The sequence below is a fragment of the Anaeromassilibacillus sp. SJQ-5 genome (genome assembly GCF_054108045.1).
Genome location: NZ_JBPJWQ010000001.1, coordinates 1,852,165 through 1,875,228 on the forward strand (window position 1 = coordinate 1,852,165; position 23,064 = coordinate 1,875,228).

Annotated in this window: 27 protein-coding genes; 2 read left to right on the forward strand and 25 right to left on the reverse strand. The window is 58.1% G+C overall.

Going from position 1 to position 23,064, the window contains the following annotated elements; translation table 11 throughout:
* Window positions 1–143 precede the first annotated feature (143 nt).
* The 3 genes from ACSAMM_RS07895 to ACSAMM_RS07905 are packed head-to-tail and all read right to left on the reverse strand — an operon-like array spanning window position 144 to window position 3,462.
* Window positions 144–401 carry a helix-turn-helix domain-containing protein gene (locus ACSAMM_RS07895; protein ID WP_178722252.1) on the reverse strand — a complete coding sequence of 86 codons (258 nt, stop codon included), beginning with the start codon at window positions 399–401 and terminating at the stop codon, window positions 144–146.
* Window positions 398–2,095, reverse strand: coding sequence for a type IV secretory system conjugative DNA transfer family protein (locus ACSAMM_RS07900; protein WP_178722288.1), 1,698 nt, complete (start codon window positions 2,093–2,095; stop codon window positions 398–400). Before ACSAMM_RS07900 ends, ACSAMM_RS07895 begins: the two co-directional genes overlap by 4 nt.
* Before the next feature lie 26 nt (window positions 2,096–2,121).
* A complete protein-coding gene (locus ACSAMM_RS07905; RefSeq protein WP_178722250.1) occupies window positions 2,122–3,462 on the reverse strand; it encodes a DUF3991 domain-containing protein in 1,341 nt (446 codons plus the stop codon).
* 104 nt (window positions 3,463–3,566) lie between these two features.
* Here ACSAMM_RS07905 and ACSAMM_RS07910 point away from each other — a divergent pair, with 104 nt between their 5' ends.
* Entirely contained in the window at window positions 3,567–3,869 is a 303-nt protein-coding gene (locus tag ACSAMM_RS07910) for a helix-turn-helix domain-containing protein (RefSeq protein ID WP_178722248.1), read from the forward strand.
* A 1-nt stretch (window position 3,870) separates the two neighbouring features.
* Here the strand turns inward: ACSAMM_RS07910 and mobP3 are convergent, their stop codons facing one another.
* Entirely contained in the window at window positions 3,871–6,732 is a 2,862-nt protein-coding gene (gene mobP3, locus ACSAMM_RS07915) for a MobP3 family relaxase (protein WP_457790914.1), read from the reverse strand.
* Between the two features lie 42 nt (window positions 6,733–6,774).
* On the opposite strand from mobP3, the gene ACSAMM_RS07920 reads away from it, so the two are divergent.
* Window positions 6,775–6,957, forward strand: coding sequence for a DUF6774 domain-containing protein (locus ACSAMM_RS07920; protein WP_178722244.1), 183 nt, complete (start codon window positions 6,775–6,777; stop codon window positions 6,955–6,957).
* Here the strand turns inward: ACSAMM_RS07920 and ACSAMM_RS07925 are convergent.
* The 21 genes from ACSAMM_RS07925 to ACSAMM_RS08025 form a co-directional block, all read right to left on the reverse strand.
* The gene (locus tag ACSAMM_RS07925; protein WP_178722242.1) at window positions 6,954–7,352 is read right to left on the reverse strand and encodes a hypothetical protein; all 399 of its coding nucleotides are present in this window, start codon (window positions 7,350–7,352) and stop codon (window positions 6,954–6,956) included. The two genes, ACSAMM_RS07920 and ACSAMM_RS07925, sit on opposite strands and share 4 nt — an antisense overlap.
* Before the next feature lie 324 nt (window positions 7,353–7,676).
* Window positions 7,677–8,093: a hypothetical protein gene (locus tag ACSAMM_RS07930; RefSeq protein ID WP_178722240.1), complete on the reverse strand. Its 417-nt coding sequence runs from the start codon at window positions 8,091–8,093 to the stop codon at window positions 7,677–7,679.
* A 10-nt stretch (window positions 8,094–8,103) separates the two neighbouring features.
* Entirely contained in the window at window positions 8,104–8,667 is a 564-nt protein-coding gene (locus ACSAMM_RS07935) for a gamma-glutamylcyclotransferase (protein ID WP_178722238.1), read from the reverse strand.
* Window positions 8,668–8,679: 12 nt separating this feature from the next.
* Window positions 8,680–9,648: an amidoligase family protein gene (locus tag ACSAMM_RS07940; RefSeq protein ID WP_457790916.1), complete on the reverse strand. Its 969-nt coding sequence runs from the start codon at window positions 9,646–9,648 to the stop codon at window positions 8,680–8,682.
* 18 nt (window positions 9,649–9,666) lie between these two features.
* Window positions 9,667–9,864: a DUF6103 family protein gene (locus ACSAMM_RS07945; protein ID WP_178722236.1), complete on the reverse strand. Its 198-nt coding sequence runs from the start codon at window positions 9,862–9,864 to the stop codon at window positions 9,667–9,669.
* 103 nt (window positions 9,865–9,967) lie between these two features.
* Window positions 9,968–11,026, reverse strand: a complete 1,059-nt coding sequence (locus tag ACSAMM_RS07950; protein WP_178722234.1) for a hypothetical protein — start codon at window positions 11,024–11,026, stop codon at window positions 9,968–9,970.
* An 82-nt stretch (window positions 11,027–11,108) separates the two neighbouring features.
* Window positions 11,109–11,582: a hypothetical protein gene (locus ACSAMM_RS07955; RefSeq protein ID WP_178722232.1), complete on the reverse strand. Its 474-nt coding sequence runs from the start codon at window positions 11,580–11,582 to the stop codon at window positions 11,109–11,111.
* On the reverse strand, window positions 11,579–12,337 hold the full coding sequence (locus ACSAMM_RS07960; RefSeq protein WP_178722230.1) for a hypothetical protein: 759 nt from the start codon (window positions 12,335–12,337) through the stop codon (window positions 11,579–11,581). Before ACSAMM_RS07960 ends, ACSAMM_RS07955 begins: the two co-directional genes overlap by 4 nt.
* Window positions 12,334–14,139 (reverse strand): VirB4 family type IV secretion system protein, encoded by a 1,806-nt coding sequence (locus tag ACSAMM_RS07965; RefSeq protein ID WP_457790918.1) that lies wholly within the window; start codon window positions 14,137–14,139, stop codon window positions 12,334–12,336. The genes ACSAMM_RS07960 and ACSAMM_RS07965 overlap by 4 nt, the downstream gene beginning before the upstream one ends.
* A gap of 29 nt (window positions 14,140–14,168) precedes the next feature.
* Window positions 14,169–14,708, reverse strand: a complete 540-nt coding sequence (locus ACSAMM_RS07970; protein WP_178722226.1) for a hypothetical protein — start codon at window positions 14,706–14,708, stop codon at window positions 14,169–14,171.
* Between the two features lie 129 nt (window positions 14,709–14,837).
* Entirely contained in the window at window positions 14,838–15,098 is a 261-nt protein-coding gene (locus ACSAMM_RS07975; RefSeq protein ID WP_178722224.1) for a hypothetical protein, read from the reverse strand.
* A gap of 12 nt (window positions 15,099–15,110) precedes the next feature.
* Entirely contained in the window at window positions 15,111–15,953 is an 843-nt protein-coding gene (locus ACSAMM_RS07980; RefSeq protein WP_178722284.1) for a conjugal transfer protein TrbL family protein, read from the reverse strand.
* Window positions 15,954–16,086: 133 nt separating this feature from the next.
* Entirely contained in the window at window positions 16,087–16,524 is a 438-nt protein-coding gene (locus ACSAMM_RS07985; RefSeq protein ID WP_457790920.1) for a hypothetical protein, read from the reverse strand.
* Complete coding sequence (locus ACSAMM_RS07990; protein WP_457790921.1) at window positions 16,521–16,655, reverse strand: hypothetical protein; 135 nt, start codon at window positions 16,653–16,655, stop codon at window positions 16,521–16,523. Before ACSAMM_RS07990 ends, ACSAMM_RS07985 begins: the two co-directional genes overlap by 4 nt.
* Window positions 16,656–16,701: 46 nt before the next feature.
* Window positions 16,702–17,028 carry a DUF3852 domain-containing protein gene (locus ACSAMM_RS07995; RefSeq protein ID WP_457792166.1) on the reverse strand — a complete coding sequence of 109 codons (327 nt, stop codon included), beginning with the start codon at window positions 17,026–17,028 and terminating at the stop codon, window positions 16,702–16,704.
* A 25-nt stretch (window positions 17,029–17,053) separates the two neighbouring features.
* Window positions 17,054–20,593 carry a SpaA isopeptide-forming pilin-related protein gene (locus ACSAMM_RS08000; RefSeq protein WP_457790923.1) on the reverse strand — a complete coding sequence of 1,180 codons (3,540 nt, stop codon included), beginning with the start codon at window positions 20,591–20,593 and terminating at the stop codon, window positions 17,054–17,056.
* A gap of 13 nt (window positions 20,594–20,606) precedes the next feature.
* The gene (locus ACSAMM_RS08005; RefSeq protein ID WP_457790925.1) at window positions 20,607–21,287 is read right to left on the reverse strand and encodes a hypothetical protein; all 681 of its coding nucleotides are present in this window, start codon (window positions 21,285–21,287) and stop codon (window positions 20,607–20,609) included.
* A 72-nt stretch (window positions 21,288–21,359) separates the two neighbouring features.
* Window positions 21,360–21,689: a septation protein SpoVG family protein gene (locus tag ACSAMM_RS08010; RefSeq protein WP_457790927.1), complete on the reverse strand. Its 330-nt coding sequence runs from the start codon at window positions 21,687–21,689 to the stop codon at window positions 21,360–21,362.
* The gene (locus ACSAMM_RS08015) at window positions 21,689–21,955 is read right to left on the reverse strand and encodes an AbrB/MazE/SpoVT family DNA-binding domain-containing protein (protein WP_457790928.1); all 267 of its coding nucleotides are present in this window, start codon (window positions 21,953–21,955) and stop codon (window positions 21,689–21,691) included. The genes ACSAMM_RS08010 and ACSAMM_RS08015 overlap by 1 nt, the downstream gene beginning before the upstream one ends.
* Window positions 21,948–22,205 (reverse strand): hypothetical protein, encoded by a 258-nt coding sequence (locus tag ACSAMM_RS08020; protein WP_457790930.1) that lies wholly within the window; start codon window positions 22,203–22,205, stop codon window positions 21,948–21,950. The genes ACSAMM_RS08015 and ACSAMM_RS08020 overlap by 8 nt, the downstream gene beginning before the upstream one ends.
* Window positions 22,202–23,059, reverse strand: a complete 858-nt coding sequence (locus ACSAMM_RS08025; protein WP_457792167.1) for a DNA adenine methylase — start codon at window positions 23,057–23,059, stop codon at window positions 22,202–22,204. Before ACSAMM_RS08025 ends, ACSAMM_RS08020 begins: the two co-directional genes overlap by 4 nt.
* Between the last annotated feature and the right edge of the window lie 5 nt (window positions 23,060–23,064).

Below are 23,064 nucleotides of genomic sequence, written 5' to 3' on the forward strand. Positions count from 1 at the left end.
CACAAAAGATTACGGCGAATGAGATCCATTCTATTCATTCTGTATAGTAAATTTTAAGCTGATTTATTCCCCTTGTCCGGCCACCAAGACCATATCCACCGGCCAACCCATAGCCGCACTACCTCCTTGGCGGCCCCATCCACTCATTTCCTCATCGTAAACAGCAGCGAGCCTTTGGCGCCGCTTTGCCGGTACCGCTGCTCGGTCCCGAGATAGCCGGCCTGCTTCAGGTCGGCTATTCCTCTTTGTACCGTCCGCACCGACAGCTTCAAATCCCGGGCCACGGTGTGCAGGGAGGGCCAGCACTGCCCCTCCTTGTTGGCCCGCCCTCGCAGATAAAGATACACCGCCACCGCCCGGTGGGGCAGTTCACTCTTATAAATCCGATCCAATCGGTTCAAACGGCTCCTCCCTTTTGGCGGCCGAGGAGTCCTCTCCGCCGGCTGCTTTCCTTAGTGTCCAGATGATACCGCAGAAACACGCTGTCGAGAATCTCACTTTTCCCGGCATAGGCTACCCGCCGGTTCTCCTGCTCCTCCATCTGAAACGGTTCCGCGTCAAACTGGATACCCCATTCAAAAAACAGCTTCAGCCGCGTCCGCATGGGGTGACAGCCCGTCTTCATCACCACAAACTGCCCTTTGGGCATGCTCTTCAGCTCGTCCGGCGTCAGCAGCGGCCTCTCCATCATCTGCAGCGACTGGCTGGGGTCATGGCTGCTCCGGCTGACACTGCCGGAAAGCACCGTCCGGCTGCCCAGCGCCTTGGACATCGCCTCGGCCGTCCCGCTGTTGGGCGCGAAACCGCCAAACAGGGTCACCTGGGTATTGTCGATGATGATCTCCGAACCCTCTTTGCCGTAGTTCTTCTCCAGCTGCGCAATGGACTGGATAATCGGCACCATGGTCAGCCGCCGGGAACGTCCGGCACTGAACATCATCTCCGCCGATTCAATCTTGGGCAGCGTCCCGAATTCGTCCATGAAGAACACCACCCGGTTGGGCAGCTTCCCGTCATATTCATCCGCCACCGACAGGATTTCCCGGTAGAACTGCTGGATGAACAGCGAAACCAGAAAGAAGGTCGTCGGGTTTTCCTCCGGGAGTATCAGAAACAACGCGCTCTTTTCTTTACAAAACTGCTCTGCATCCAGCACCGGGTCGAAGCAGAGAATCTGCTCCATCGACGAATCTAGGAACGCGTTCAGCCGGGACAATGCCGTGGACAGCACCGACGCCACCGCCTGCTCACTGGTATTCAGCGCCGCGCCGGCAAACCAGCGGGCCTTGTGGTCCGGCGGCAACTGCTCCATCAGCTGCTGGAACTGGTTCTTCCCTTTCTCCTGGCCGGGCGCCTGCAGCTCCTGGATGATTTTGAACACCGACACGATATGCCGTTTCTCAGGCAAACAAAACTCCACCACCAGCAGGATGGCCGCGGTCAGCAGTCCCTCCGCCGCGTCGTAGAAATACGCGTTGGTGCCGAATGAGGACGCGTCCGCTCCGGACAGGATGATGGTCTTAGCGATGATTTTGGCGTACTTCTCCGCTTTTGCCCTGGCTGTCAGGTTGTCCGGTTCCTGTTTCCAGATGTCGGTGTACTTGTTCACAAGAAACAGCAGGTTGTTCCCATAGCTACGGCTGGGATTGCGGAGATCCAGCACCGCCAGCCGGTAGCCATAGCAATCCCGGGCGATGCGCCCATAGCTGCGCAGGACGTCTCCCTTGGTGTCCACCGACAAATACGACATGCCGCTGGCCATGGCGTACTCGATACAGGGATACAGCCAATACGCCGTTTTCCCCACGCCGGCCGCCCCAATCATCAGCACATGCACGTCGCCGGTGTCCACCAGCGCATAGGTTTGTCCCCTGCGCGATTCGCAGCCCACCACAATGCCCTGTTCTATGGGATGGTCCTTCCCTCTTCTCCATTGGTCAGGTATGAATGGGACACGGACATACGTCCCGCGAATCTCCGCCTTGGTGGCCCAGCGGGCGGTTCCGTGCTGCCCATCTCCCACGGTTCGAGATTTGATTCCGTTCAGACTGTAAACGTGTCCCAGCAAGGTGATGAGGCCGAACACGGTGAACATCACTGCGGTGACTACGAACAATATAATCAAGCGCTTCCCCCACTCTCCACAAACGCCGCCAGACGCAGGCAGTCCATACACAGCTCCTGTATTCGTTCGATTTGTTCCAGCATTTCCGTCCGGGTGTTTGGCCGCTCATCGGGATATACGCTTCGCAGCACATCCAGCCGGTGCCCGATCTCCTCCATATGGCTGCGCAGCCCGCCGCCGTCCCGATGGGGCCGGTACGTATGGAATACCAGAATCGCCAGTGCCTCATCGGATACCGATATTTCCAGCGAACAATACCGCGCCTTGGCGTACAAAAAGGCAATCCCCGCCATCTGCAGGGATTGCTCTCGTAGGCTCCGTTTTCTGTCCGGTTGCAGTTGCTTCAGCTGTGTATATCGTTCACTCAGTTCCCGCATTGGCCAGCGTGAGACTCTTTCACCCCGGCACCGGTTCGGCAAGGCCGCGCACAGACGGCGTATACAGTCCACACCCGGATGGCGCTTAGCAGGAAGAGAGTTCTCCCCGTTTTCCGCTTTCAGACATTCGTTCCAGTCTTTTTGGTGCGGGCTATCCTCCCGAACCGTATAGTTCCCTACTTTGCTGATACTCTCTCGCAGTCTCGAGCCGCCCTCTATACCGGCCTTGTCCGCGTCCAGGCAAAGCACCACGGTGCGCAGGTGAGGGTATTGCCGAAGCAGCCAGATTGCCGCCTGCTCCGAGGTGCCGCATAAGGCCACATAGCTATGCGCCGGCCAGTTCTCCGGGTGCAGGGTGATATACGACAGCACGTCCACCGGCGCTTCAAACACATACAGTTTGTCTCCTGTCCCCACCCAATGAAAGCTGTAGGATGGCCAACTGCCGGACACATTGCCCTTGTAGCCGCCAACGGTTCCCCGCTTGTGGGCGTGTCGGGGCACACCGTTTTCGTCCATGCCGACAAATACGGCGTTGTGGTATACCGCATCCTCATACAGCAGCTGTCGATGAGCGAAGAAGTGGATCACTTCCCGGTCAATATACCGTCCCAGCAGATACGCGTACACCCGCCGCATATCCGTATGCCGGGGAGGCAGGAGGAACGGTTTAGGCGATGGCCGCGCCGTTTCGGATAGCAGTATTCCCTCCTGCCCCAACAGCACCTGCACAGCCTCCGCAAACGTCTTGCCGCCAAACCACCGGACAAAAGAAATCGCGTCCCCGCCCTGCCGGTCGTACTGATGGAACCATAGATTTCCCCGGATGGTCACTTTTGCTCCCTCATGCCGCCATTCCCATTCTGAGCCAGAGCGCCGCAGGGTTTCTCCCTGCCGCCGCAGATACTCCGCCAGATCCGTGCGACGGGCCCGTTCGATGTCGGCAGAATCTATAGGCAAAGGTATCCCTCCCTGTCAACTCTCATGAAGATTCCAAACGGACTTGCAAACCGTTCTCGCCAGAGTTACCATGCCAACCAAACCGGACGAAGGGAGGCGGGAACATGCTGGGAGGGAAGCTGCGGGCCCTGCGCCAAAAGAACGGCTGGACACAGAAGCAGATAGCCGAAATGCTGCATATCAACCGCTCGACCTACGCGTACTATGAAACCGGCGCCACACAACCCGACCTCGACATGTTCCGCCGCCTGGCCATTCTGTTTGAAGTATCGACAGACGACCTGCTGGGGCTGTCGACACCTATGCTGGATATGGAGGACCAGCTCTTCCTGTACGTCGCCTCCCTGCCGCTGATCAAACGACGCAGCCTCCTGTACCGCCTTCAGTCTTTTCTCCAGCACAAGTAAATCACTCCCGGATCCCCAGCGCCCGTTTCTGTTCCTGTATCCGCTGCCGGAGCTTATGCTCTACCAGCTGTCCCGGCCGGTCGAGCTGCAGCTTGTTTTCAAACAACCGCCCCACCGAACGCAGCAGGCGCAGGGCGCCCAAAGAGGCCGCCGCGTTTCGATGCTGCCGGATGCTTCCCAGCAGCTGCCGGGCATACACGTTTCCCAGCTCTGTGGCTCGGCCAAGATACGTCAGCGCGCGCTTCTCATTCTTTTGAACGCCATCGCCGAAGTAGTACAGTGAGCCCAGCGCATACCATGCATACGCGTTGTCCTGCCCGGCCGCCTGTTCCAGCCAATGGATGGCTTTCCCCACGTCATACAGCGCCGGTTCTTTTAGAAACAGCTTTCCCAACCGATATTGGGCGAAGTTGTTTTCTTTTTTCGCCGCCCGGGTCAGCAGCTCCACGGCCTTTGGAAGATTCTTCAGCAGACGCTCTCCCGTCGCATATTCCCTCCCCAGTACATACTCTGCCGGCTCGAATCCCCTGTCCGCTGATTGTTGCAGCAGCGTTTCCGCCTGAAACAAATCCAGAGGAAGATCGACGCCATTCAGATAAGCCCTCCCCAGGATATACGCCGCGTAGGCGCTCTTCTTCTGTATGGCATACTGGAGATATTCCAAGGCCTTTTCTGTATCCTTGGGTAATCTTGTCCCTTTCAGATGTTCCTTTCCAAGCAGAGCCAGCGCGGACGGATCATCCTGCCCGGCCGCGGCTTCCAACCACCGGACTCCATAGAAGATATCCGGAGGAACATCCCTCCCCTCTAAAAACAACTTACCCAGCTGATATTGCGCCGGAGCATACTTCTCGCGGGCTGCAGCGGTCAGGTTCTCCAGCGCAGCCTGGATATTCCCCTCTTTCAAATTCAGCTTCCCCAGGTTGTAGAACGCCCGGACATTTTTTAGCTTCGCCGCTTTCTCGAAATATTGTCGGGCCATCTTCAGATTGACCGGCGTTCCCGTCCCGGTCAGGTGCATGTCCCCCAGCCTTACCTGCAGATGGTCATCTCCTCCCTCCGCCTCCATGAAAGTGAATTTTTTGAATGCCTGCCCAAACCACTGCTTGGACTTCGCTGCATCCATATCGGTTCCCCGGCCCTCCCAGCACATCCGGCCCAATTCATACATGGCGTAAGCGTTGGGGTGGCGGTCGTCCTCCGCCGCCATTTGGTACAGGGCGAAGGCCTTTTCCTCGTTCTGGGGAACGCCCTGTCCACGCCGGTATAGCCCGGCCAGCGAAAAGGCGGCAAACGGATTTCCCTCCTCCACCGCTTTCTCAAACCATTCCGCCGCCTTTTCGTAGCTCTGTTCCACACCGAATCCATAGGAGAATAGCTTGCCGATTCGGTATTGCAGATAGTCCTTTTTCTTTTCCTGCTGTTCCGCCGCGAGGAAAGCCCGGTAGGCCTTGGAGAACCAAGCCTGTGCGCCGTCCTCGTCTTTGTCCCGTCCTAAGCCGTTCCACAGGATTTTCCCCGCATCGTGCATGGCGAAACCGTTTCCCTTTTGCGCCTCCCGACACAGAAGCGTATAGGCTTTCCCTAAATCGGGTGCTTCGGTATTGGAGCCATAGAGGAAATGACGCGCCTGCTTGTATTCCTCCGTCCACCAGGTCTTCTTTTTGTTTTTTCCTTGGAAAGCGACAGACACCTCCGGTTCATCCTCGGGGAAAGATTCCCCGGTATCCAGGCTGTCCGGTTCTTCCGCCGATTCCTCCACTGGTTCTTCATATGGCAGTTCCGGCAGGCGCAGCGCCTCTGCAATGACAGCGTTGCGGATGGATTTGAACTCTTTGTTCCGGGACAGCGGCTCTTTCTCCGGCATGGTGTCGGTATAGGTGCGCAGTACCTCATACCGCTGCTCATACCAGAGATCGTACAGCCGGGCAATCCTCTCGTCCTTGGACAGTTCCTCCACGATATCGTCCACCAGCGCCTTGTCTTTCGGTCGCAAGTATCCATACACTTTCTTACCGGTCACCATCTGCAGCCGTTCCGATAGCTGGCCCAGTAATCTTTCCAGCCGCGGGTTGTCATAGGTACCGCTGTTCAGCTGCTTCACAAGCTCCGGCGCCGCCCGGCGCAGGTCGTCCCGCACCTGCGTCTGTTTTTGATAGATACTGATGAGATCCTGCCGAAAGATATCCCGGGCCATTTCCGCCTTGATGGAGCGGATTCCCTCTTTCGTGAGATATGGCTCCTTGGGATCAGAGGAAAAGGCCAGCAGATGCACATGGGGATGGTGCGCCGTGTTATGAAAGGCAGCATACCATCGGAAATTCTCGGGACGGATTTTCATGTGCCGGGCGATGGTGTTGCGGTGCATGCGCAGCAGCGCCTGCCACTGCTCCACCGATTCATATCCCAGCCGGGCGGCGTCTTCCCTACGGAGAGACAGGATATGCGTCCATACGTTACCTGGATGATCCGCGACTTCCTGCATCGCCGCCGGCAGGGACGCCTCTCCATCATCCGAGAACAGACCGTGGGACGCCAACTGGGCTGCGCCGGGCCGGTTGGCGATGTAATCCACATACCGCTGCCGGGTTCCGAACAGTTCCCCGTGCATCTCCGCTGCCCGCAGAATGAACTCATCCGCATTTCCTTGCGTGGGATTCAGCCGGTAGTCTTCAGACTCGTACAGTTCCCGGATGTCGGGATATTCCTTTAAGAGCTCCGCGATGACCTTACGCTGGGTTTTACCGGCTGCCGCCTCCGGCCGCTCCACCCCCTCCCGGGTGGCGACATATTGGGTATAGTTCACCAGATGCTGCTTGGCATTGGGCTTCAGGTAGGGGCTCTTGAGTATCAAGCGGGGCATGATCGATACCTCCTGCATAGAGTATATTGGGGAGGTGACATCGTGTGTCCGAATACGTTAGCCGCCGGTATTACCGCCATAGCGGCTGCCATCGCCGAAGGGCGTAACGCCGACGAGATCGCTCTCATCGGCGCTGCGCTGACACAGCTGGGCGATACGCTGGCGACCATTGCCGTGCAGAAAAACTTCTGCGGCAAACAAGCCATAGGCCAGCAGGGGAACTAATCTCTCTGCCAGCCCACCGCGTCATCGAACCCAAACCGGCCGCCCAACTTGGATACCTCCTCTACGCACAGGCGGCGCAGCTCACCTAGCTCCTCCAGCTCGATCTCGTTAGTGGCCGCCACCACATGCATCATCATCGCCAGCTCCACTCCCTGCTTGAACAGCACCCGCGCCAGTCGATTCTCGGTGTCCTGGATCCGCGCCGCCACCACCGATTCCAGCGCCGGCGTCAGCACCTCGCTGTTGTTTCGGCAGTGCAGGTGGGCGATATAAAAGCGGATGGCCTTGTTGATGAACTCGTTGCGGGTCCGGCAGTTGGCCTCGGACAACTCCCGCGCGATGTCGTCCAGCAGCTCCCTGTCCAGATACAGGCCGGTGAAGGTTTTCTCGCTCATATGCTTACTCCTTTTCTGCTGACAGACAGGCTGACAAGAGAAAACCGCTATTTCCAGCGGCGTGTCCCCGTTTCTTGTCAACCCATCTGCCAAGCACTTCAAATCTTGATATATGCTGCAACCTCGCACGGCGTTGCCGGGCGGGGTTTGTTTGCCTTGTCAGGCCGAAGCCTGACAAGGTCTTTATCCTGCTTCAAAATATCACCCTTGAGCAGCTACCCTCCAAACCGCCTCAAGAAGCCCGATATCACCTCCACAGGGGTACACACCCCTCCCTCCGGACGAAACCGCCAAACAGGCGCCAAATTCGGGCGGACACGCCCCTTACATTCCCATCTGCGGTTCCGCCATCTCCGGCTTCTTCGCTACCCTAGTTTTTCCCTCCACCCGTTCAAACGGGCATTTGGTGTAGGACAGTCCTCGACGCTGGACCTCCCTGTCCAGAACACCGGCCATCTCCCGTTCCACACCGTCCATATCCAGCCGCACGTCATCGGGCAGGCTATCGTAACAGACCCACTCTTCCCCGTCCGGCCGATCCTTCACATACAGGTCGTACCCCAGTTCCGTCCCTAACTCCCCCGGATACAGCACCAGATCCAGCCGGACGCAGCCGGTCGTCAGCACAGCCGCATACTGATCGGCGGGCAACGTACTCCGCAGCCGCTCCTGTATGTCCTGCCATGTTAACATCTGTTCAAATTGATATAGTTCGCCTAAAGTCTGTTTTAAACGGTTCATCCAATCCTCCTTACAAATGCAGCTGGCCGGGAAACATATCCTCCTCCGGCTGCGGTTCCGCTATATCCCCATCGAACCTCGCCATCAGTTCATAGTCCTCTTCGTTCCAAAACGGTTCCTTCAGCGCCTGCCGGTACCGTTCGATGCTGGCATCCACCGCCCTGTTCAGCATCGCTACATCCAGCCCACACTGCTCATACCCCTCCAGCACCGTGTTGTAATACCGCTGAGTGGGAATGCCGAAATTCATCTGCAGGTTCATGATATACGCCATCGCCGTCACCTCCTGCCCCTCCATCGCGACGGTCAGGTTCTTCTTGAAATAGTGGCGGGGATAGCCCTCATACACGTCCAGCGCTTTCTCGTCCCGGGGTGTAATTTCCCATACTCCTACCGGCACAGAGGCGCCCTTTTTCGGTCCGATAGTAGCAAAGGAGCCGTGGGGCATCCCCTTGAACTGCAGCTCATAGTTCTCCACAAGCCCTGTCCCTAGCAGCCGGGCCGTAGGGCACCGCATGGCCATCTGCCGGAGGTTCAAGTTGCTCCCGTATGCGATATACCATCGTTTCTTCACTGGTATCCCTCCCTACAATCCCATTGTCATGGCCGGTTCTTCCTGCTCCCTCTGCCGCTCTTGTTCTTTCTTTGCCGCCAGCCGCTGCTTCTGCGCCTCCGCCTGGGCCGGATCCCGCCACGCGATGTTCCCCTCCAGGTTCTTCAGCAAATGCAGGCGGGCCGTCTTGAACTCCTCCCCGATCATCCCCAGACGCAGCAGCCAGCCCCGGAACGTGTACTTCTCATTCTCCGGCACCGTCCTCGTCTGAAACGCCCGCTGCTGAGTCAGCGCCTGATGGCTGATGGCCAGGCATAGCTGGATATACGCCTTGATTTCCCCGGCGTGCAGGGTGGAATTGAACAGGCGGAACTCGATGGTGCCCTTGTTGAACACGCTGTGCAGGTTCAGTCCATGGTACCGGGAATCGTCGTAGTGGTACCCGCTGTGGTCCCGGCCGCCGTACCATTGCCGGTTCAGCTCCTGCATGGTGGTGGGGGGCTGCTGCTCGATGGCCTCCAGAAAACGGGTTTCCGCTTTCCGGCAATACCGCTGCCGGCTCACCTGAATCTGCAGGGCCTTGTACAGCAAATCCTCCTTGGCCGCCATGATGTTCACCAGGTTGTGGAGGGTCTGGGGCGTGTGAACGGCCGCGTCGATGTGGATGTGCAGCCCGCAGCTCGGGTTCACCCGCGCCCCCGCCTGCCGCAGCTTCCGGATACACTCCTGTATGGTTTCGATATCCTCGTATAAGCAAATGGGCGAGACGAACTCCACCGCATAGGCGTCGCCAGCCGGCCGATTGCTCCGTGTCCGGCAGTCGATGCTCGCGTCGCTGACCAGCTTCCACTGCCGGTTCTGCTCGTCCCGGACGGTGTACGTGTCATAGCCTCCTCCCACATGCACCGCCTGGGTATGAAAATGACCGGCTAGTACCTGTGCCGCCGCGCACCGGGAAAGGCCGGTCATCTCGATCTCTATCCCGAATTTCTGCTCTCTCAAGGACGCTTCCCGCCTCCTTTACCCTTCACCTGGCCTGGCCGCTTCGCCTCTCTCCCCGATATATTCCCGCACACCCGGCGGCACATATTTCTCATACAGCCGGTCGAGGTGCGCCGCCATTTTCTCTTCCAACGTCAGCCCCCTGCGCTTCAGATACAGCCGGGCCGCCGACAGCCGCTCCTCGTCGTAGCCCAATGTGATACTCGATTTCTTCATACGTTCCCTTTCTTAACGATCACAAAAGCCGCCCTGCTTACGCAAGGCGGCTCTGGTTTCGGTATTACCTCTGTGGTGTCTGTGTGAATGTCTCCGTCGGCCCCTACAGCAAAAGTTCGTTCAGCCTTTTCTGTCCGTTAAGGACAAACCGGGTGATAAAAACTCGATCCACATCAATGGGCACCCGGTCCATACAGACTTCCACCATCTGTTCCGTGATAGCCGGCATGTCCAGCGCGGCGAGCATGTCTTTGGCCCGGGGCTGCCGGTTCAAAAACTCCTCAAGGAACCGGAACATCCCGTCGTGTTCCCGGCCGACATCCTTTGGGTACCCGCGAGCAATCAGGGCGATGTTGTTGTCGTAATTGGGCGCTAGCCGCAGGATTTCTCCCGTTTCCGTATCCCGCAGCACCCCATAGTTCTGCGTGTGCCTGTCCATGTTCATGCACAGCGTATCCAGAACAATCAGCCGGAGATAGGCCTTCGCCAGCTCCTCCGACAGGTTCAGAAACCACTCGAAGTTGCGCCCATAGTCCTCGTCCTCTCCCATAAAGGCGGAGGCCGGCTCGAAATTCACCGCCGCATTGTCCGTAAAGTCCAGCGAGCGGACATACCCGTCGGCGTATTCGTAGCGCGCCATCGGAAAGTCCAGCGCACACCCCAGCTCATAGATGAACAGCTCGGAAAACCGTTCTTTCTCGTTTCCGCTCTTGTACATCCACCACCGGCCGTCAATCAGCCGCCAGCATTTCTCAAAGCTGCCGGTATTGGTCAGTTCGGGCGTGCGCGACGGCCGCTGGCTGAAGCTGTCGGGATCGCCGCACAACGCCAGCCGGTCAAACAGGTTTTCCTTGAACCGGACATCCTCCCAGGCCAGGGCGGAACCCTCCGGCCGGTACCAGTAGTTGTCGGTAATGGTCACGGCGTTGACCGACAGCACCGTGCTGATGTCGTCGCGTTCCGCCAGACGGAGCGCCTTTTTGAGCAGCCGGGAATTGGCCCGGTGGGAATCGATTGCCCGGCCCGACAGCCAGGCCCCGGCATCCTGGCTCCTCCGAAAATATAGAGGCGCCAGCCGCGCATTCGTCACCGTCACCACGCCGTTTCGCACCTCGGCAACCGGAATATCCCCCGACAGGATCGTGCCACAGAGTTCCGCCATGTCCGCTCCGCCTCCTCTTCCACATCAGGTCTTTGGGTCTAGTATAGCCGAAAAGGCAACGAAATTCAACTGTTCCTCTCTTTTACAAAAGGCGCAGTTCCTCTGTCAACGTAGTTTCTTCCTCCAACTCCTTCTGTAAATCCTCTTGAACATCCCGCAGCCCTTTCTTCGATTCCCCATATCGGAAATATTTCCATTGTCCTTCCCGGGTGAAGATATACACATACTCCGTCCGGTTTTGCGGGTCATCCAGTTCTTCCAAAGTGAGCGGTTCCGCCTGGATGTTCTTGTCCCCGCGATCACGACCGTAGAACACGCAGACGTCTTTCTGCCTTTTGTCCCAGTCAAAGCTGTGCGGATGGCCCGGCTCCGGTTCGATCTTCTTCTCCAGGGAAGACAAGTCCCCCCGTTCCAATAGCCTCTCCACCATTTCCCTGTCGCTGTAGTATTTCAGTAACAGCGCCCCGTTATGTGACAGATATCCGTCACTGTGACAGTATATGGTCTTGTATTGGTCGTCCCCAACTTCCATACAGATATAGCTTCGTGTGCTCATGCTTGTCCCCCTGTCAGAGTTCCTGTTTTGGCCCGGTGATTTTTGGCTCCCGGGCCTGCTTTCTGACCGGCTGTTTGGGCGCTGTCTCCGGCTTTTCGGCGCCCATATGCCGGAGGAACTCCTTCACGTTCTCCGGCACCTGCGTGTCGTAAATACCGTCCAGATGGGCGACGATCGCCGCCTCCACGCTCGTCCCGTTCTGCGGCAGGTAATACTGGAGCGCCTGCAGTTTCCTCGTATCGTAGGATAAATGCAAGACCGTTTCTTTTCTCATGATCTGTTCCTCTCTTTCTCACTGCTTTCTCAAACGCCTCCGCCGATATCTCGATACCAAATGCCTCCTTTACATGCGCCAGCAGATCATCGATGCTTTGCCCCTCCTCAAAACATCCCACCAGCCTCTCCACGAATCCCTCCTCCCCGGCCAGCGGATACAGCCAGCCCGCGTATAAGGCCAGGGCTTCGGCCGTCCTGTCCCCATAACCCGCTTCCTCCATCGCCGCCTCAAGGGTCGTGGACGTGCTTTGCCAGGCCTCCAGCCCGGCCCTGTCCTCCGACGTTAGCCCCTCCAGTACCTGCTGCTTCAGCGATGAATCGGTGAAATCCATCTGCCCCAGATTCTCAAACACCCCTATCAGGATGACCACCGGCATGGCGATGAGCAGCACAATCCCAGCCGCTATGGCCCCGATGACCTTCCACGTCCGCTTGTCCGTCAGCAGCAGGGCGGCCTTCACCACAAACCCGGCGGTCATCGTCCGCCCGCCTTTCCGAACAGTGCCGCCTTGTAGGGTGGGACCGTCACCTGCAGCAGATACCGCTCATTCCCGCACTTGTACAGGCAAGTGCCGCGCTCCGGATACCGGATGAGGTCGAACTCCGCCGGTTCCAGCTGCAGGGCGTCCATATACACCTGCGGCTCCACGCTGCCCCCATTGAATATGAACTGGTGGGACGGGATGGCGAACAGCGGCTTGATATATTCCCGCAGCCCCTCCAGCATGCCGTCCTCCACATTCTGGGTGGCCAGCACCACCGCGCTGTCCTTCTTCCTCGCCCGTTTGGACGCGTTGCGGATATATTCCACCGCCGTCCGGTTGGTGAAGAACAGATAGATCTCATCCATGCTGGCCACCGTGTTCCCCTCGTTCAGCAGCCGGTGGCTCATATATGACAGCAGGTTGAACAGCATGGCGTCTTTCAGCCTCTGATTGGTGTCCAGCAAACCTTTCACCCCGAACATCAGGAACCGGTCGCTGGTGATGTTGGTGTGGCCGTTGAAGTACCGGGACTCGGCACCGCGGCACAGGGAATGGAGCCCCAGGCACAGCTCCCGCAGCGTGTCTTCGGTATACAGCGGCTTTTTATTCCGGTCAACCTGCCGGTATTCCTCTTCCACCAGCCCGTACAAGTCGGACAGGATGGGATATTCTTGAGGGGTAAGGCTGTCGAAGTCCGCGCTGTCGTTCAGGCCAAACCGCTCGTACAACCGCAGCAGCAAAATCTCCAGCGTGTCCAGGTGAGCGTCGGGAAACCCCTTGTACGTCCGGAAGAAGTCTTTCAAGTAGGCGATGTGCTGAGAGAGGCGCGTGCTTTTCCGGAATGCCGCCGGAGTTTGCGCATCATCGTCCTGTTCCCCACCGTCGCCCCAGGAACGTGGCTCCAGCGGGTTGATGATATATCGCCCTTCCATCAAATCCAGGTAACAGCCGCCCAAGTTTTCCGTCAGTTCCCGATACTCCCCCTCCGGATCGAGCCCCAGTACCGCCTTGCCGCTTTCCCGGAAGTTGGTTAGCAAGAGCTTGAGAAGATACGACTTGCCCTGCCCGCTGTTGCCGATGAGGAGGACGCTGCTGTTGGTACGGTCATCCGTCCGCCGGTCAAAATCCACCAGAATATGCGAGCCATACTTGTCCCTGCCCAGACAAAACCCGCGGGGATCGGTCTTGCCCGAATACCCCAACGGGTACAAATTGGCCACCGAGGAAGCTGGCAGCACCCGTTCATACTGCACGCCGAACACGTTGGTTCCCGCCGGCATCACCGACAGGAACCCCTCCCGCTGCCGGAGCAGCAGCCGATCCACCGTGATTTTCTCCCGGGTCAGCTCCATCTGGATGTCCGCCTGAAGATCCTTCAGTCCCTCTGGCGAAGAGGCTTTCAGCTCGATATATACCGCGCAGTGGAGCAGCGGCTCCTTGCTGCGGCGCAGACCCGCCAGCAGCTCCGCCACGTCCTGGAGGTTTCCCTCCGCCCGGATGGTTTCCTGCACGTCGTTCCCGCCCCGCAGCAGCTTGTTCCGCCGGGTGGCCGCCTGGATGATGGTCCGCTGCTCCTGCGCCTCCACCGGCCGGGTGTATATCCGCAGGGTCACCCCCTCATGGCTGCCCAGACGGGACAGGATGGCCTGCTCCTCGGTGGACGGCGGGTATTCCTTCACCGCCCACACACTCCGCCATGTGTTGCCGCACACGCAGCTGTCCGGGTAAAACCGGATGGCGCCGGGCAGCAGCTGGTCAAAGAAATCCTTCACCGCCGTAGCCTCCTGCTCCTCCATGGTACGCGGCTTTCTGCGTTGGAATATCCTCATCTTCCCTCCATCCACTGGGCTCCGTCCACGTCGGGCAGCGTCTGGCCGCCGGCGTCGAAGTAGGCCTGCAGCAGCTGCTTGATGCCCTCCTTGTCCAGCCGCCGCACCTCAAAGCCCTGATCCGCCATGGCCTTCTCCGCCCGGTTCCCCAGAGTAAACGCCGGCTCCTTCCCCCGCAGCAGGAACACAAACCGCCGGTCGGCCGCCAATTCAGTCTGGACATGGTCGAGATATGCCCGATCCTGTTCCAGCAGCTTCCTCACCGCCGGGTTCTCCTCCTGTTCCAGCCGCTCTTTCAGGTAGGCCTGGTTCCGGTCGAAGCAGGCATGGGAATCCATACACAGGATTTCCATCCCCGGCAGGGCGGACAGCACCAGCATCAGCTGCCGGATCCTCCTCTCCATCATGGACTTCGACAGCACCGCGATGTTGGCGGGGCTCACCTGAAAATACAAAAGATCGCCGTGACTGGCGGCGAGCCCATGGTCGGTGAAGCCTTGGATACCCAGGAATTCCTGTACGCCTCCTGTTTTCACTTCTGCTCCATGTCCGGTCTTATGCCCGGAAAGGACATAAGACCTCTTTGAAAAAGGGCGGTTTCGGAACGAAATGCCGCCCGCCCTCATGGGCGGCAAGCCGTTTTTCGCTGGTTGAAGGATTTTCTTTCAATCGAGCCTCCATATATAGAATTGCGGGACAACAAGAAAATACCGCGCCGCGTATCGGACATAGTCCAGCACGGTGGCTTCCTCCATCCGGATGGTGACAAACGCATACCCGGCCGTCAAAGCCAGCGGCAGCAGCCAGCCCGCCTGTGCCACGGCGATGACCGACACCAGCAGGGCGATACTAATCATGCTGAAATCCTTCAGGCTCCACAGCCACAAATTGGCGTTGGCCCGCAGATTCTGCGGATACAAATACATAGGCCACCCCCTTTATTTCATGGCGCCCACCACCGAACGCGTCAGGTTGACCGCCGTGGTGGTATGGTGGATGACCGAGGTCAGACTGACCCGCGCCGAGGTGTCCAGCCCGAACTGCTGCGCAATCCGCGGCACCTCGTTGGCTGACAGCAGGAGGCCCAGCCCCAGCAGCATGTTGACGTTGAAAGTCAGCAGCCCTAAGAACAGCAGGGTGGTCTGGAGAAACGCCGTCAGGCACAGCGCTGCCACCTGTTTGCACCAGCCCCAGAAGCCGTCGGTGAACCCCCGCGGCACACTGAACATATACATAGCCCCTACCGCGATTTGAATCAGCAGGATGCCGCCCCGTTTGATATTCGCAAAAAAGAGCTTCACCACGCAATACGCCATGGCGATCATGGCCAGCAGGTTGAACACCGACAGGGTCACCTGGTTGGCAATTGCGAAGGACGCCTGTAGCACCGACATACTGGCGTCCCCAATATTCAGACTCTGTCCCCCGGCAAACACCCGGGCCAAATCCCCCATGAACGTCCCCTGCAGGCTGATACAGAATTTATACAGTTCCACCGGCAGGGTAGTGAACAGGCTGACCGCCATCAGACCCTTGATGGTATTGAGGGCGGTGTCCCGCACGCTCACCCGTCCCGACTGGGCCGCAATGGCCAGGTCGAATACCGCTACCACCAGCCCCGCTAGGAACAGACCCCAGCCGAAAAGGGAAAACAATCTGGTCACCGCCCCCACCCAGGGCAGGCCGAATATCTCCACCCCCATGCTGCCGATGGAGGTGAAGAACTGGGCCACGGCGTCGTAGATGGCCGTGTACATCCACCGCAAGGTGGTATCCCACATCCCCGCGGATACCTCCTGACCCAGCCCCTTCACCACATTCCCCGTGCTCTCCAGCACCTTGTTTAACCAGTCCAAGGACATTCCTCCTTCCACATGGCGGTCGATATCCCACAAAACGCGTCCGTCAATACTGTCATAAAGACAGTTCTTCAAGGTGATCTTCTAGTTCTTCCTGCGGCTCTGCCAGTTTACCCAGGCTGGCAAGGAAAACAAAGTCGGAGAGCCGCTCTGGGTCGACATTGTCCACTTCAATGTGGACACCATAAGCTCCGGGGAAAATTCGGACGATATCGGCGTTTAGAATGTCCTTCCAGCCGGCCAACTTGTCGGGTGTGATATCCGCCGGGTCGATGTCGCCGATGGAGAGCAAATCCACCGCAGTAGAGCGGTGCTCCAGATAGGCTTCGTCTGGTAGGTGGATTCTAAGAAGATCGCGGAGTTTGGCGGTGTTAGCGGGAATGCCGGGTTCAGCCTGCCCGCCTAACTGCTCCAGCACGGCAAGTGCTTGCTGTTCCGCGTCGTTATGCTTAAATGGAAAGCCAGATTTGATGATCTCCTGATCCGTCATCATACTGCGCAGAATTTCATAAAGTCCTCATCCTCCATAAACTCCTCGAAGGTCTTGAGTAGCTCGTCGAAAAGTTCCGCCTTTCGTGCCGTGCCAAGTATATCCGGCTCAGCCATGGCATTTTTCGGTTCCATAGTCGTTGCACTTCCCTTCAACTTTTTTAGTCATGCCGCCCTCCACTTATATCCCCAGCACTTTCCAGATATACAGCGGAGCGGTGAGGGTGAACACCAGGCAGGCGAACAGGATGGCGGGAGCTGTAAAATCAAACTGTCCATGCTTGCGGTAGTCGAAGTACGCGCTGGATAGCTTGACAAAGAACACCACCGCCAGAATCATGTCCACCGCCGGGAATACCACGTTGTTCACCACATTTTGAATCTGTCCCCTGATGGACGACCAGGTCTGCTCGATGACCGCATCCACTGACGTCGCCGCTCCCGCCGGCAGACACAGCAGCAACAGCAGAACAGCCAGCCACAACACAATGCTTCGTTTCTTCAACAGATACCTCCACGATTCACGAACCGCCTCAACCCTTTTTCTTCTTTATGATGAACAGGGCGACGGCGCCGCCCACCGCCACCGCGGCCAAACCCATCACCAGGTTCCGCCACCGGCGTTCTTCCCCGGTGGGCGGATTCACCGGCGCGGGTGGGATGTGAATATTCTCCACGTTGATTTCTACCACATGGTTCTGTTCCGCTATAGTCACCGGGTAGAGGGTTTCACTGAGCAAGAACCCCTCCGGCTGCCGGATTTCCCGCACCAGCCAGTCTCCAAACGGGATGCCGTCGAAGCGGAACTCTCCGTGCTCGTTGCTTACGCTGATTAGCAGCGCCGTATCCTCGGTAAATTCCGTCTCGTCTGCCTGGAACAATCCCATCACCGCGCCAGGCGCCGCTTGGCCATTTTCGTCCACCTTGTGGCCCAAAACGCTGCCACGGATGAGGTGGTTTTCAATGGGCTGGCCCTCATTAGCCCCCAGATGAACCACCCCGGTTTCCTGTCCGGCATAGGTGAACTCGATGGGATATGCCTTATCACTGAGCTGGTAATGCTCGTCGGTGGAGATCTCCTTGAGATAAAAAGAGCCGAACGGCAGGTCGGTTTGGAATGTCGCCGTACCGTCTTCCTTGCAGGCCACCACCTCCAGCAGACCGTCCTTGGGGATGACGCTGCCGTCTGACGCCTCCAAATCCTTCGCCGCATACAGCCCAAAGGATACCTTGCGGATATCCCCGAACAACTGAAACCGCTCATCCTGTTCCAGCAGCTTTTGCATCTCAATCTGCACCCTCTGCCGTTGGTTGGTCAGGGCGATGACGGTCTCCGTCACCGCTGCCTCCTGCCCGGCGTATTCCAGCTTTACCATATGGGGCGTGGACTCCAACACCATGCCCTCCGGCGCCTGCTTCTCCACCAGCCGGTACTGCCCCAGATATAACGCCTTGCTTTTCCCGCCTTCTCCCGTGGTGACAAGGGTATCCACCACCGTGTCCTTTGCCGCCCGCAGCGTGCCGTCCGGCGTATAGATATCCTCGTCTGCAATCAGCTCGAAGACGGCTCCAGCCAGGCTCTGCTCCCGGTACACCGGCTGGTATACTCCGGCCGTCTCCTCCACGCTCCAGAATACCTCGCCGGTCTTTTCAAGGAGAATCACGCCCTTCTGCGGGATATTCGCTTTCTCCACCGTCACCACTTGTCGGCTGCCATCGATGGTGAACGACACCGGCGTCCCATCCAAGACATAGCCCGGTACGGACTGCACCTCTACCAGCTCATACCGGCCCGCTTTCAGCGGCTCCGGCAGCATCAGACGGCCGGTGGAAGCCGTGTAAAAAGTGTCCAGCTCCATCGGCTCCGGGTAGGTGATGTGCTGGGTGATATACTTTCCAGTTTCGATGTCGCGAATTTTAAAGCCGAATCCGGACAGCGGAATGATTTTTCCCGTTTCCGCGTCCTTTTTCACCACTTCCAGCTGAGATTCAAACGAAGCGTTGTTGATGAGGTAGCGGTACACCTTCCCCTGCTCGCTGATATGCACGTCAAAGGCCGGGAGTCGCTCTGTGCCCTCCCGGCCTTTTGTCTGTTTGACCGTATACACCCCAGCGGGCAGCCACTTGCTGACGGCATATCCATTCTCGTCGGTCACCAGCCTGTCCCGTTCGCTTTCTTTAGCCTGCTCATAGCTTCCGGCAGCCTTGAAAAACACCTCGAATTCCGCGCCGACCTCCGGTGTTTCAATTTGTGTGCTGCCATCGTCGTTGTGCTTCAGGATGGCGACGCGGCCCTGAATGACCGATTCCCGGACAGTCAGCGCCTCCCCATTGTATTCCATCGTGTATTGGCCTGGCTCCACGCCCAGCTGGTATTCCTTTGTGTCCAGCTGGTACCCCAAACTGGGGGCAATTTCCTGCAGCGACCAGCCAGCGCCGCAAGGATACCAGTCGGTGGTGAACCGCCCACTAGCGTCTGTGGTATACACCTTCTGCAGCAGGCCATGACGGTACAAACCATATTGTGCTCCGGCCAGGCTCCCCTCTCCTTGCGCCGTGCCGGTTTCCGCGTCCACCTTGCTCACCGTCAGGCTCCATTTCTTGAGCCGGTTGACCACGGTTTTGTCCGTCACCTTGTTCCACTCCACGAGGACATTCTGCGCGGAGGGAACCACATACCGCTCATCGGTATCGACCTCCTCCAGCACGTAAGGCGCGTTTCCAGAAACCAGGACATCCCGGAACTCGGCGACACCAGCGCTGTTGGTTTTCGCATATACCTCCACCCTGTCGCCCGAAAGCGATGTGCCGGACAAGCGGAACGTGTGCCCCTCCAGCCAGTTATCCTCGCTGGTCTTCACCACCCGCAGGCCGCCCCGCTTCAGTGTGTTGCTGAACGTGACGGTTGTCGTCTGACCGGGAACCACCGTCACCATCTGGGATTTCTGAGGCTCGTAGGCGCCGTCCACCTGTTCAGTCACGGTGTATTCACCCGCCAGCAGATTCGGGATTTCCAGCCTCCCGCCGTTTGCTGTCACAAACGTGTCGTTCAACCCGTTTCCGGATACAAGGAACGAAATCCCGTCCACCTTGCCGTCCTCAGAGACCTTCCGGATCTGCATGGTCCCTCTGGCCTCGACCCGCGCCGTCGCACGAAAGAAGAACGGATCCTCCGCGACGCCGGTCATAATCTCCTGTTCCTCGGCGTTCCGCCCCACCGCGACAAATACGCCATGCCTGGGCAGCGGCGGCAGAATCCGCTGGAACGTCAGGGTGATGTTCCCCTCAATCGCCTCCGTACTGGAGAGTGTCAAGGTGTTCCCATTGATTTTCGCTGTCACCCGGCTGTCGCTTGCTGTCACGGAAAAGCCCGCCAGCGTCCCCTTGGTATCGGTTACGGTTACAGCGTAACGACCGTCGCTCTGGGGCTTGAGCACCAGCGTGGAATCTGCAAAGCCCGCGGCTGTAGTATGGTTCCGGATCCCCTCCAAAATCTTGTGGTAGGCCGGTTCCGCCGGAGTCCCTTTGATGAAGGCCCTGTACTCGGCGTCGTTACCAAGCGTAACCGCGTTTGTACGGTATCCCTGCTGGTATTCCCACAGCACCGCCTGAGTGGCCGCCACCGCGTCGTCAATGGCCCTCACCCCCAGCTCCGCCGGCGTCCGGGCCGGAAAGCCATAGAGCGTAGTCAGCTTCAGGCCATATTGAGCTATTGCTCCTAAATCCCTCCAGTAATTGCTCTTTGTGAGATCCTCTGTTCGTCGGAAAGGATGCCCATACGCAACTCCATGATGGATACAGTAGGCCCAGACCTTGCCGTCATACTGCGGTGCCAGATCGTACTTGTCGATATAGGAGTTGGTGGGCGACTGGTCAAACCACATCAGATTGACCCGGGTTCCCAGAGAACTGACGTATCCCTCGCCGGTGCCGCCCCGCAGCGCTTGCCGGGTTTTGAAATACGTCTTGTCTCCCGCTTCCAGATATGACGAAGCCGCCCCGACAGTCATCGGGACGGCCCCTAACAGAAAAAGGGCAGCGCACAGCGCCGCCCACAGTCTCTTGATATGCATTTGTCTTCTCCTCTCAGTCCGTTAAAGAGTATATGAGATAGTCCCCATAGGAGTCCTCATGCGGCTGAAAATATATGCGCATGTTCGTCTTTAAGCCATGATAGTAGTTCCTCTCCAACGCAATCATTTCAAATACAGAGTCTTTTAGAGTGCGTGTCACTTCATCCGGATATTTTGTGAATGGGTATGTGCTGACGTTCCCATTCCAACTGCTGTTGGTAAGCGTCAGCGAATCCTTCCACACCCATTCCAGACTCTCCGCATAGGTCCGGCATTCCGCTTCCATCACCGCGATATCATACGGATATGTCCATGGATCGGTCTGTGTCGGCTGAACGAGTGTTGACGTCGTACTCATAGTGCAAAGGCTCGTTTTGGCTGGGGTGGAACTACCCGCCACGGCCTTACTGTTCGTGCTTTTAGCCTTAGTCGGAGCGGTGATTTCCGTACTGGAAGCCTTGGAGGGGGCAGTCCCTGTAACCGCCGCAGTTTCCTGCAAATGAGATTGTGAGGTGCTTTTCCATATCGTCGCAGAAGACATGGCAGTATTCCAGACACTCTCCGGGGGTTCCGTGGTCAGATGTGTTGCGTACTGGCTGCCCTCAGAAAAATGGGCTATTGGCTCCACTGCCTTGTGACAGGCGGTCAAACACAGCGCAATTCCCGCCAGCAGCCATATTCCGCGTCTCTTCATGCCGACGCCTCCCTTCAAGCCAAACAGTATACCCAACTCTTCGCATAAGTCCAGCACTTTTTCAACCGGCCCTTACGGCTGCAGCTCCATCCCCAGCCGTTCTTCCTGCTTCTGGCTCTCCAAGGCCATGTGGTAGGCCAGATGCGCCGCCTTCTCGAGATATTCCCGTCCGCGCGCCGTGATGGGGTGGAATATCTGCGTGTACTTCGTTTCTCCATCCGCCTCATACGACTGGCTGGGCATGGACAGGAACAGCCCGCCCTTCTCCGTTTCGTACAGCTTCAAACCATGAATGGCGTACGCCCCGCCGATGGTCACGCTCAACACGGCCCGCAGCTTGCCGTGCTCCCCATTGTACAGATTCCGTACTTTCACCGAAAGCTTCGGGCTCCTCTCTTCCATTATTGTCCCTCCTTTTCGGCCCAGCGAACCGACAGATGGATCAGCGCCTGCCGCTGCTCCTCCGGGCTCAGCCCATCGAGAAACTCCTGCAGCGGGAGCGTTTCCCGGCAGTTGTCACAGAGTTTCTCCCGCTTCATCCGCACCGTATCCCCCTCCAGCCGGAAGCTCACCACGTCGTTGTATGCCAGCCCGATGGCCTTCCGCAGCTCCAGTGGCACCGTAATCCGCCCTCGTTTTCCCAGCACCCGGAGCGTCCGTTCACTCATCGATACCCTCCCCATTCACCCGGTCACAGGCCGACTGACAGGGGCAATCGTCACAGTTCCCGTCACAGTCGTCCACCATAAACGGGCAGTCTTCGCACTCCCCGTCGCACACGAAGCTTTCCATCCCCGTCGCGTTGCGGATGACGAGGGCGCCCTCCCCCGCCTCCAGTTCCAGCACCGCAGACAGGTCGAGCCCGCTTTCCTCCAGCACCTCTACCGGAATGGCGATATTCATCATCTTTGCTTTCATAAAAACTTCCTTTCCGACAGGACTGTCATTTCTCCCGCCAGTCCAAACAGGGTGTCCTGCCATTGCTGGCGGTATTTCTCGGTGGTGTCGTAGTTGGATATCAGCAGTTCCCGGAACTCCGCACCCGGCTCAAACCGGTGCGCCATGCTGTGCGGCCGCATCAACTCTTCCAGCCAAATCCCCGGCCGTTTGTAGAGTGCTACGATCTCGTCGCAGTAGTTGTAGGACAGCAGGAACCGCCCCTGTATCCCCAGCAGGCAATCCGCCAGCCGCTGATGATCTTCCCTGCCAAACACCACATTCTCATAATAATCCTCGGTGCTCCAGTACGGCGGGTCGCAGTAGAACAGGCTGTTCTCCCGGTCGTACTGGCCGATCACCTTCTCGAAATCCCGGTTGTCGATGACCACACGCTGGAGCCGTTCCGCCGCCTGCCGGATGACCGGGAAGGTCGCCCACATTCCTGTCGGCTGCCCGCCGAAGCTGTCCAGTGTGGAGGCATAACTCTGGCGGATCAGCTGGTAGTATCCGGCGGCGCGCTGTATGTCCGTCAGCTCCGCCTTGCTTTTCAGCAGTTTCCGGATATGCTCAAAATCCTCCCGGGCGTTGAGCGTGTACTCCAGCCTCTGTATCAGCTTCTCCGGCTTGTCCCGGATACACCGGTACAGGTTCACCAGGTCGGCATTGAAGTCGTTGAACACCTCAAAGGGCGACGGCTCCTTGTGGAACAGCACCCAGCCGCCCCCACCGAACACCTCGATATACCGCTCCACCCTCACCGGAAACCGCGCCAGAATGCGATCGCGTAATATCTTCTTGCTCCCTATCCATGTGATGGGACTGTTGATGGATATCCACC

What these genes read in the sequence shown, in the direction of transcription:
- ACSAMM_RS07985 (WP_457790920.1), bottom strand. Translation starts at nt 16,524, where the DNA reads ATGATGACGGATCAGGAGATCATCAAATCTGGCTTTCCATTTAAGCAT.
- ACSAMM_RS07990 (WP_457790921.1), bottom strand. Translation starts at nt 16,655, where the DNA reads ATGGAACCGAAAAATGCCATGGCTGAGCCGGATATACTTGGCACGGCA.
- ACSAMM_RS07945 (WP_178722236.1), bottom strand. Translation starts at nt 9,864, where the DNA reads ATGAAGAAATCGAGTATCACATTGGGCTACGACGAGGAGCGGCTGTCG.
- ACSAMM_RS07960 (WP_178722230.1), bottom strand. Translation starts at nt 12,337, where the DNA reads ATGACCGCCGGGTTTGTGGTGAAGGCCGCCCTGCTGCTGACGGACAAG.
- ACSAMM_RS08020 (WP_457790930.1), bottom strand. Translation starts at nt 22,205, where the DNA reads ATGAAAGCAAAGATGATGAATATCGCCATTCCGGTAGAGGTGCTGGAG.
- mobP3 (WP_457790914.1), bottom strand. Translation starts at nt 6,732, where the DNA reads ATGCCCCGCTTGATACTCAAGAGCCCCTACCTGAAGCCCAATGCCAAG.
- ACSAMM_RS07965 (WP_457790918.1), bottom strand. Translation starts at nt 14,139, where the DNA reads ATGGAGGAGCAGGAGGCTACGGCGGTGAAGGATTTCTTTGACCAGCTG.
- ACSAMM_RS08005 (WP_457790925.1), bottom strand. Translation starts at nt 21,287, where the DNA reads ATGAAGAGACGCGGAATATGGCTGCTGGCGGGAATTGCGCTGTGTTTG.
- ACSAMM_RS07925 (WP_178722242.1), bottom strand. Translation starts at nt 7,352, where the DNA reads ATGAGCGAGAAAACCTTCACCGGCCTGTATCTGGACAGGGAGCTGCTG.
- ACSAMM_RS08000 (WP_457790923.1), bottom strand. Translation starts at nt 20,593, where the DNA reads ATGCATATCAAGAGACTGTGGGCGGCGCTGTGCGCTGCCCTTTTTCTG.
- ACSAMM_RS07910 (WP_178722248.1), top strand. Translation starts at nt 3,567, where the DNA reads ATGCTGGGAGGGAAGCTGCGGGCCCTGCGCCAAAAGAACGGCTGGACA.
- ACSAMM_RS07975 (WP_178722224.1), bottom strand. Translation starts at nt 15,098, where the DNA reads ATGTATTTGTATCCGCAGAATCTGCGGGCCAACGCCAATTTGTGGCTG.
- ACSAMM_RS07930 (WP_178722240.1), bottom strand. Translation starts at nt 8,093, where the DNA reads ATGAACCGTTTAAAACAGACTTTAGGCGAACTATATCAATTTGAACAG.
- ACSAMM_RS07950 (WP_178722234.1), bottom strand. Translation starts at nt 11,026, where the DNA reads ATGGCGGAACTCTGTGGCACGATCCTGTCGGGGGATATTCCGGTTGCC.
- ACSAMM_RS08010 (WP_457790927.1), bottom strand. Translation starts at nt 21,689, where the DNA reads ATGGAAGAGAGGAGCCCGAAGCTTTCGGTGAAAGTACGGAATCTGTAC.
- ACSAMM_RS08015 (WP_457790928.1), bottom strand. Translation starts at nt 21,955, where the DNA reads ATGAGTGAACGGACGCTCCGGGTGCTGGGAAAACGAGGGCGGATTACG.
- ACSAMM_RS07955 (WP_178722232.1), bottom strand. Translation starts at nt 11,582, where the DNA reads ATGAGCACACGAAGCTATATCTGTATGGAAGTTGGGGACGACCAATAC.
- ACSAMM_RS07900 (WP_178722288.1), bottom strand. Translation starts at nt 2,095, where the DNA reads ATGTTCACCGTGTTCGGCCTCATCACCTTGCTGGGACACGTTTACAGT.
- ACSAMM_RS07980 (WP_178722284.1), bottom strand. Translation starts at nt 15,953, where the DNA reads ATGTGGGATACCACCTTGCGGTGGATGTACACGGCCATCTACGACGCC.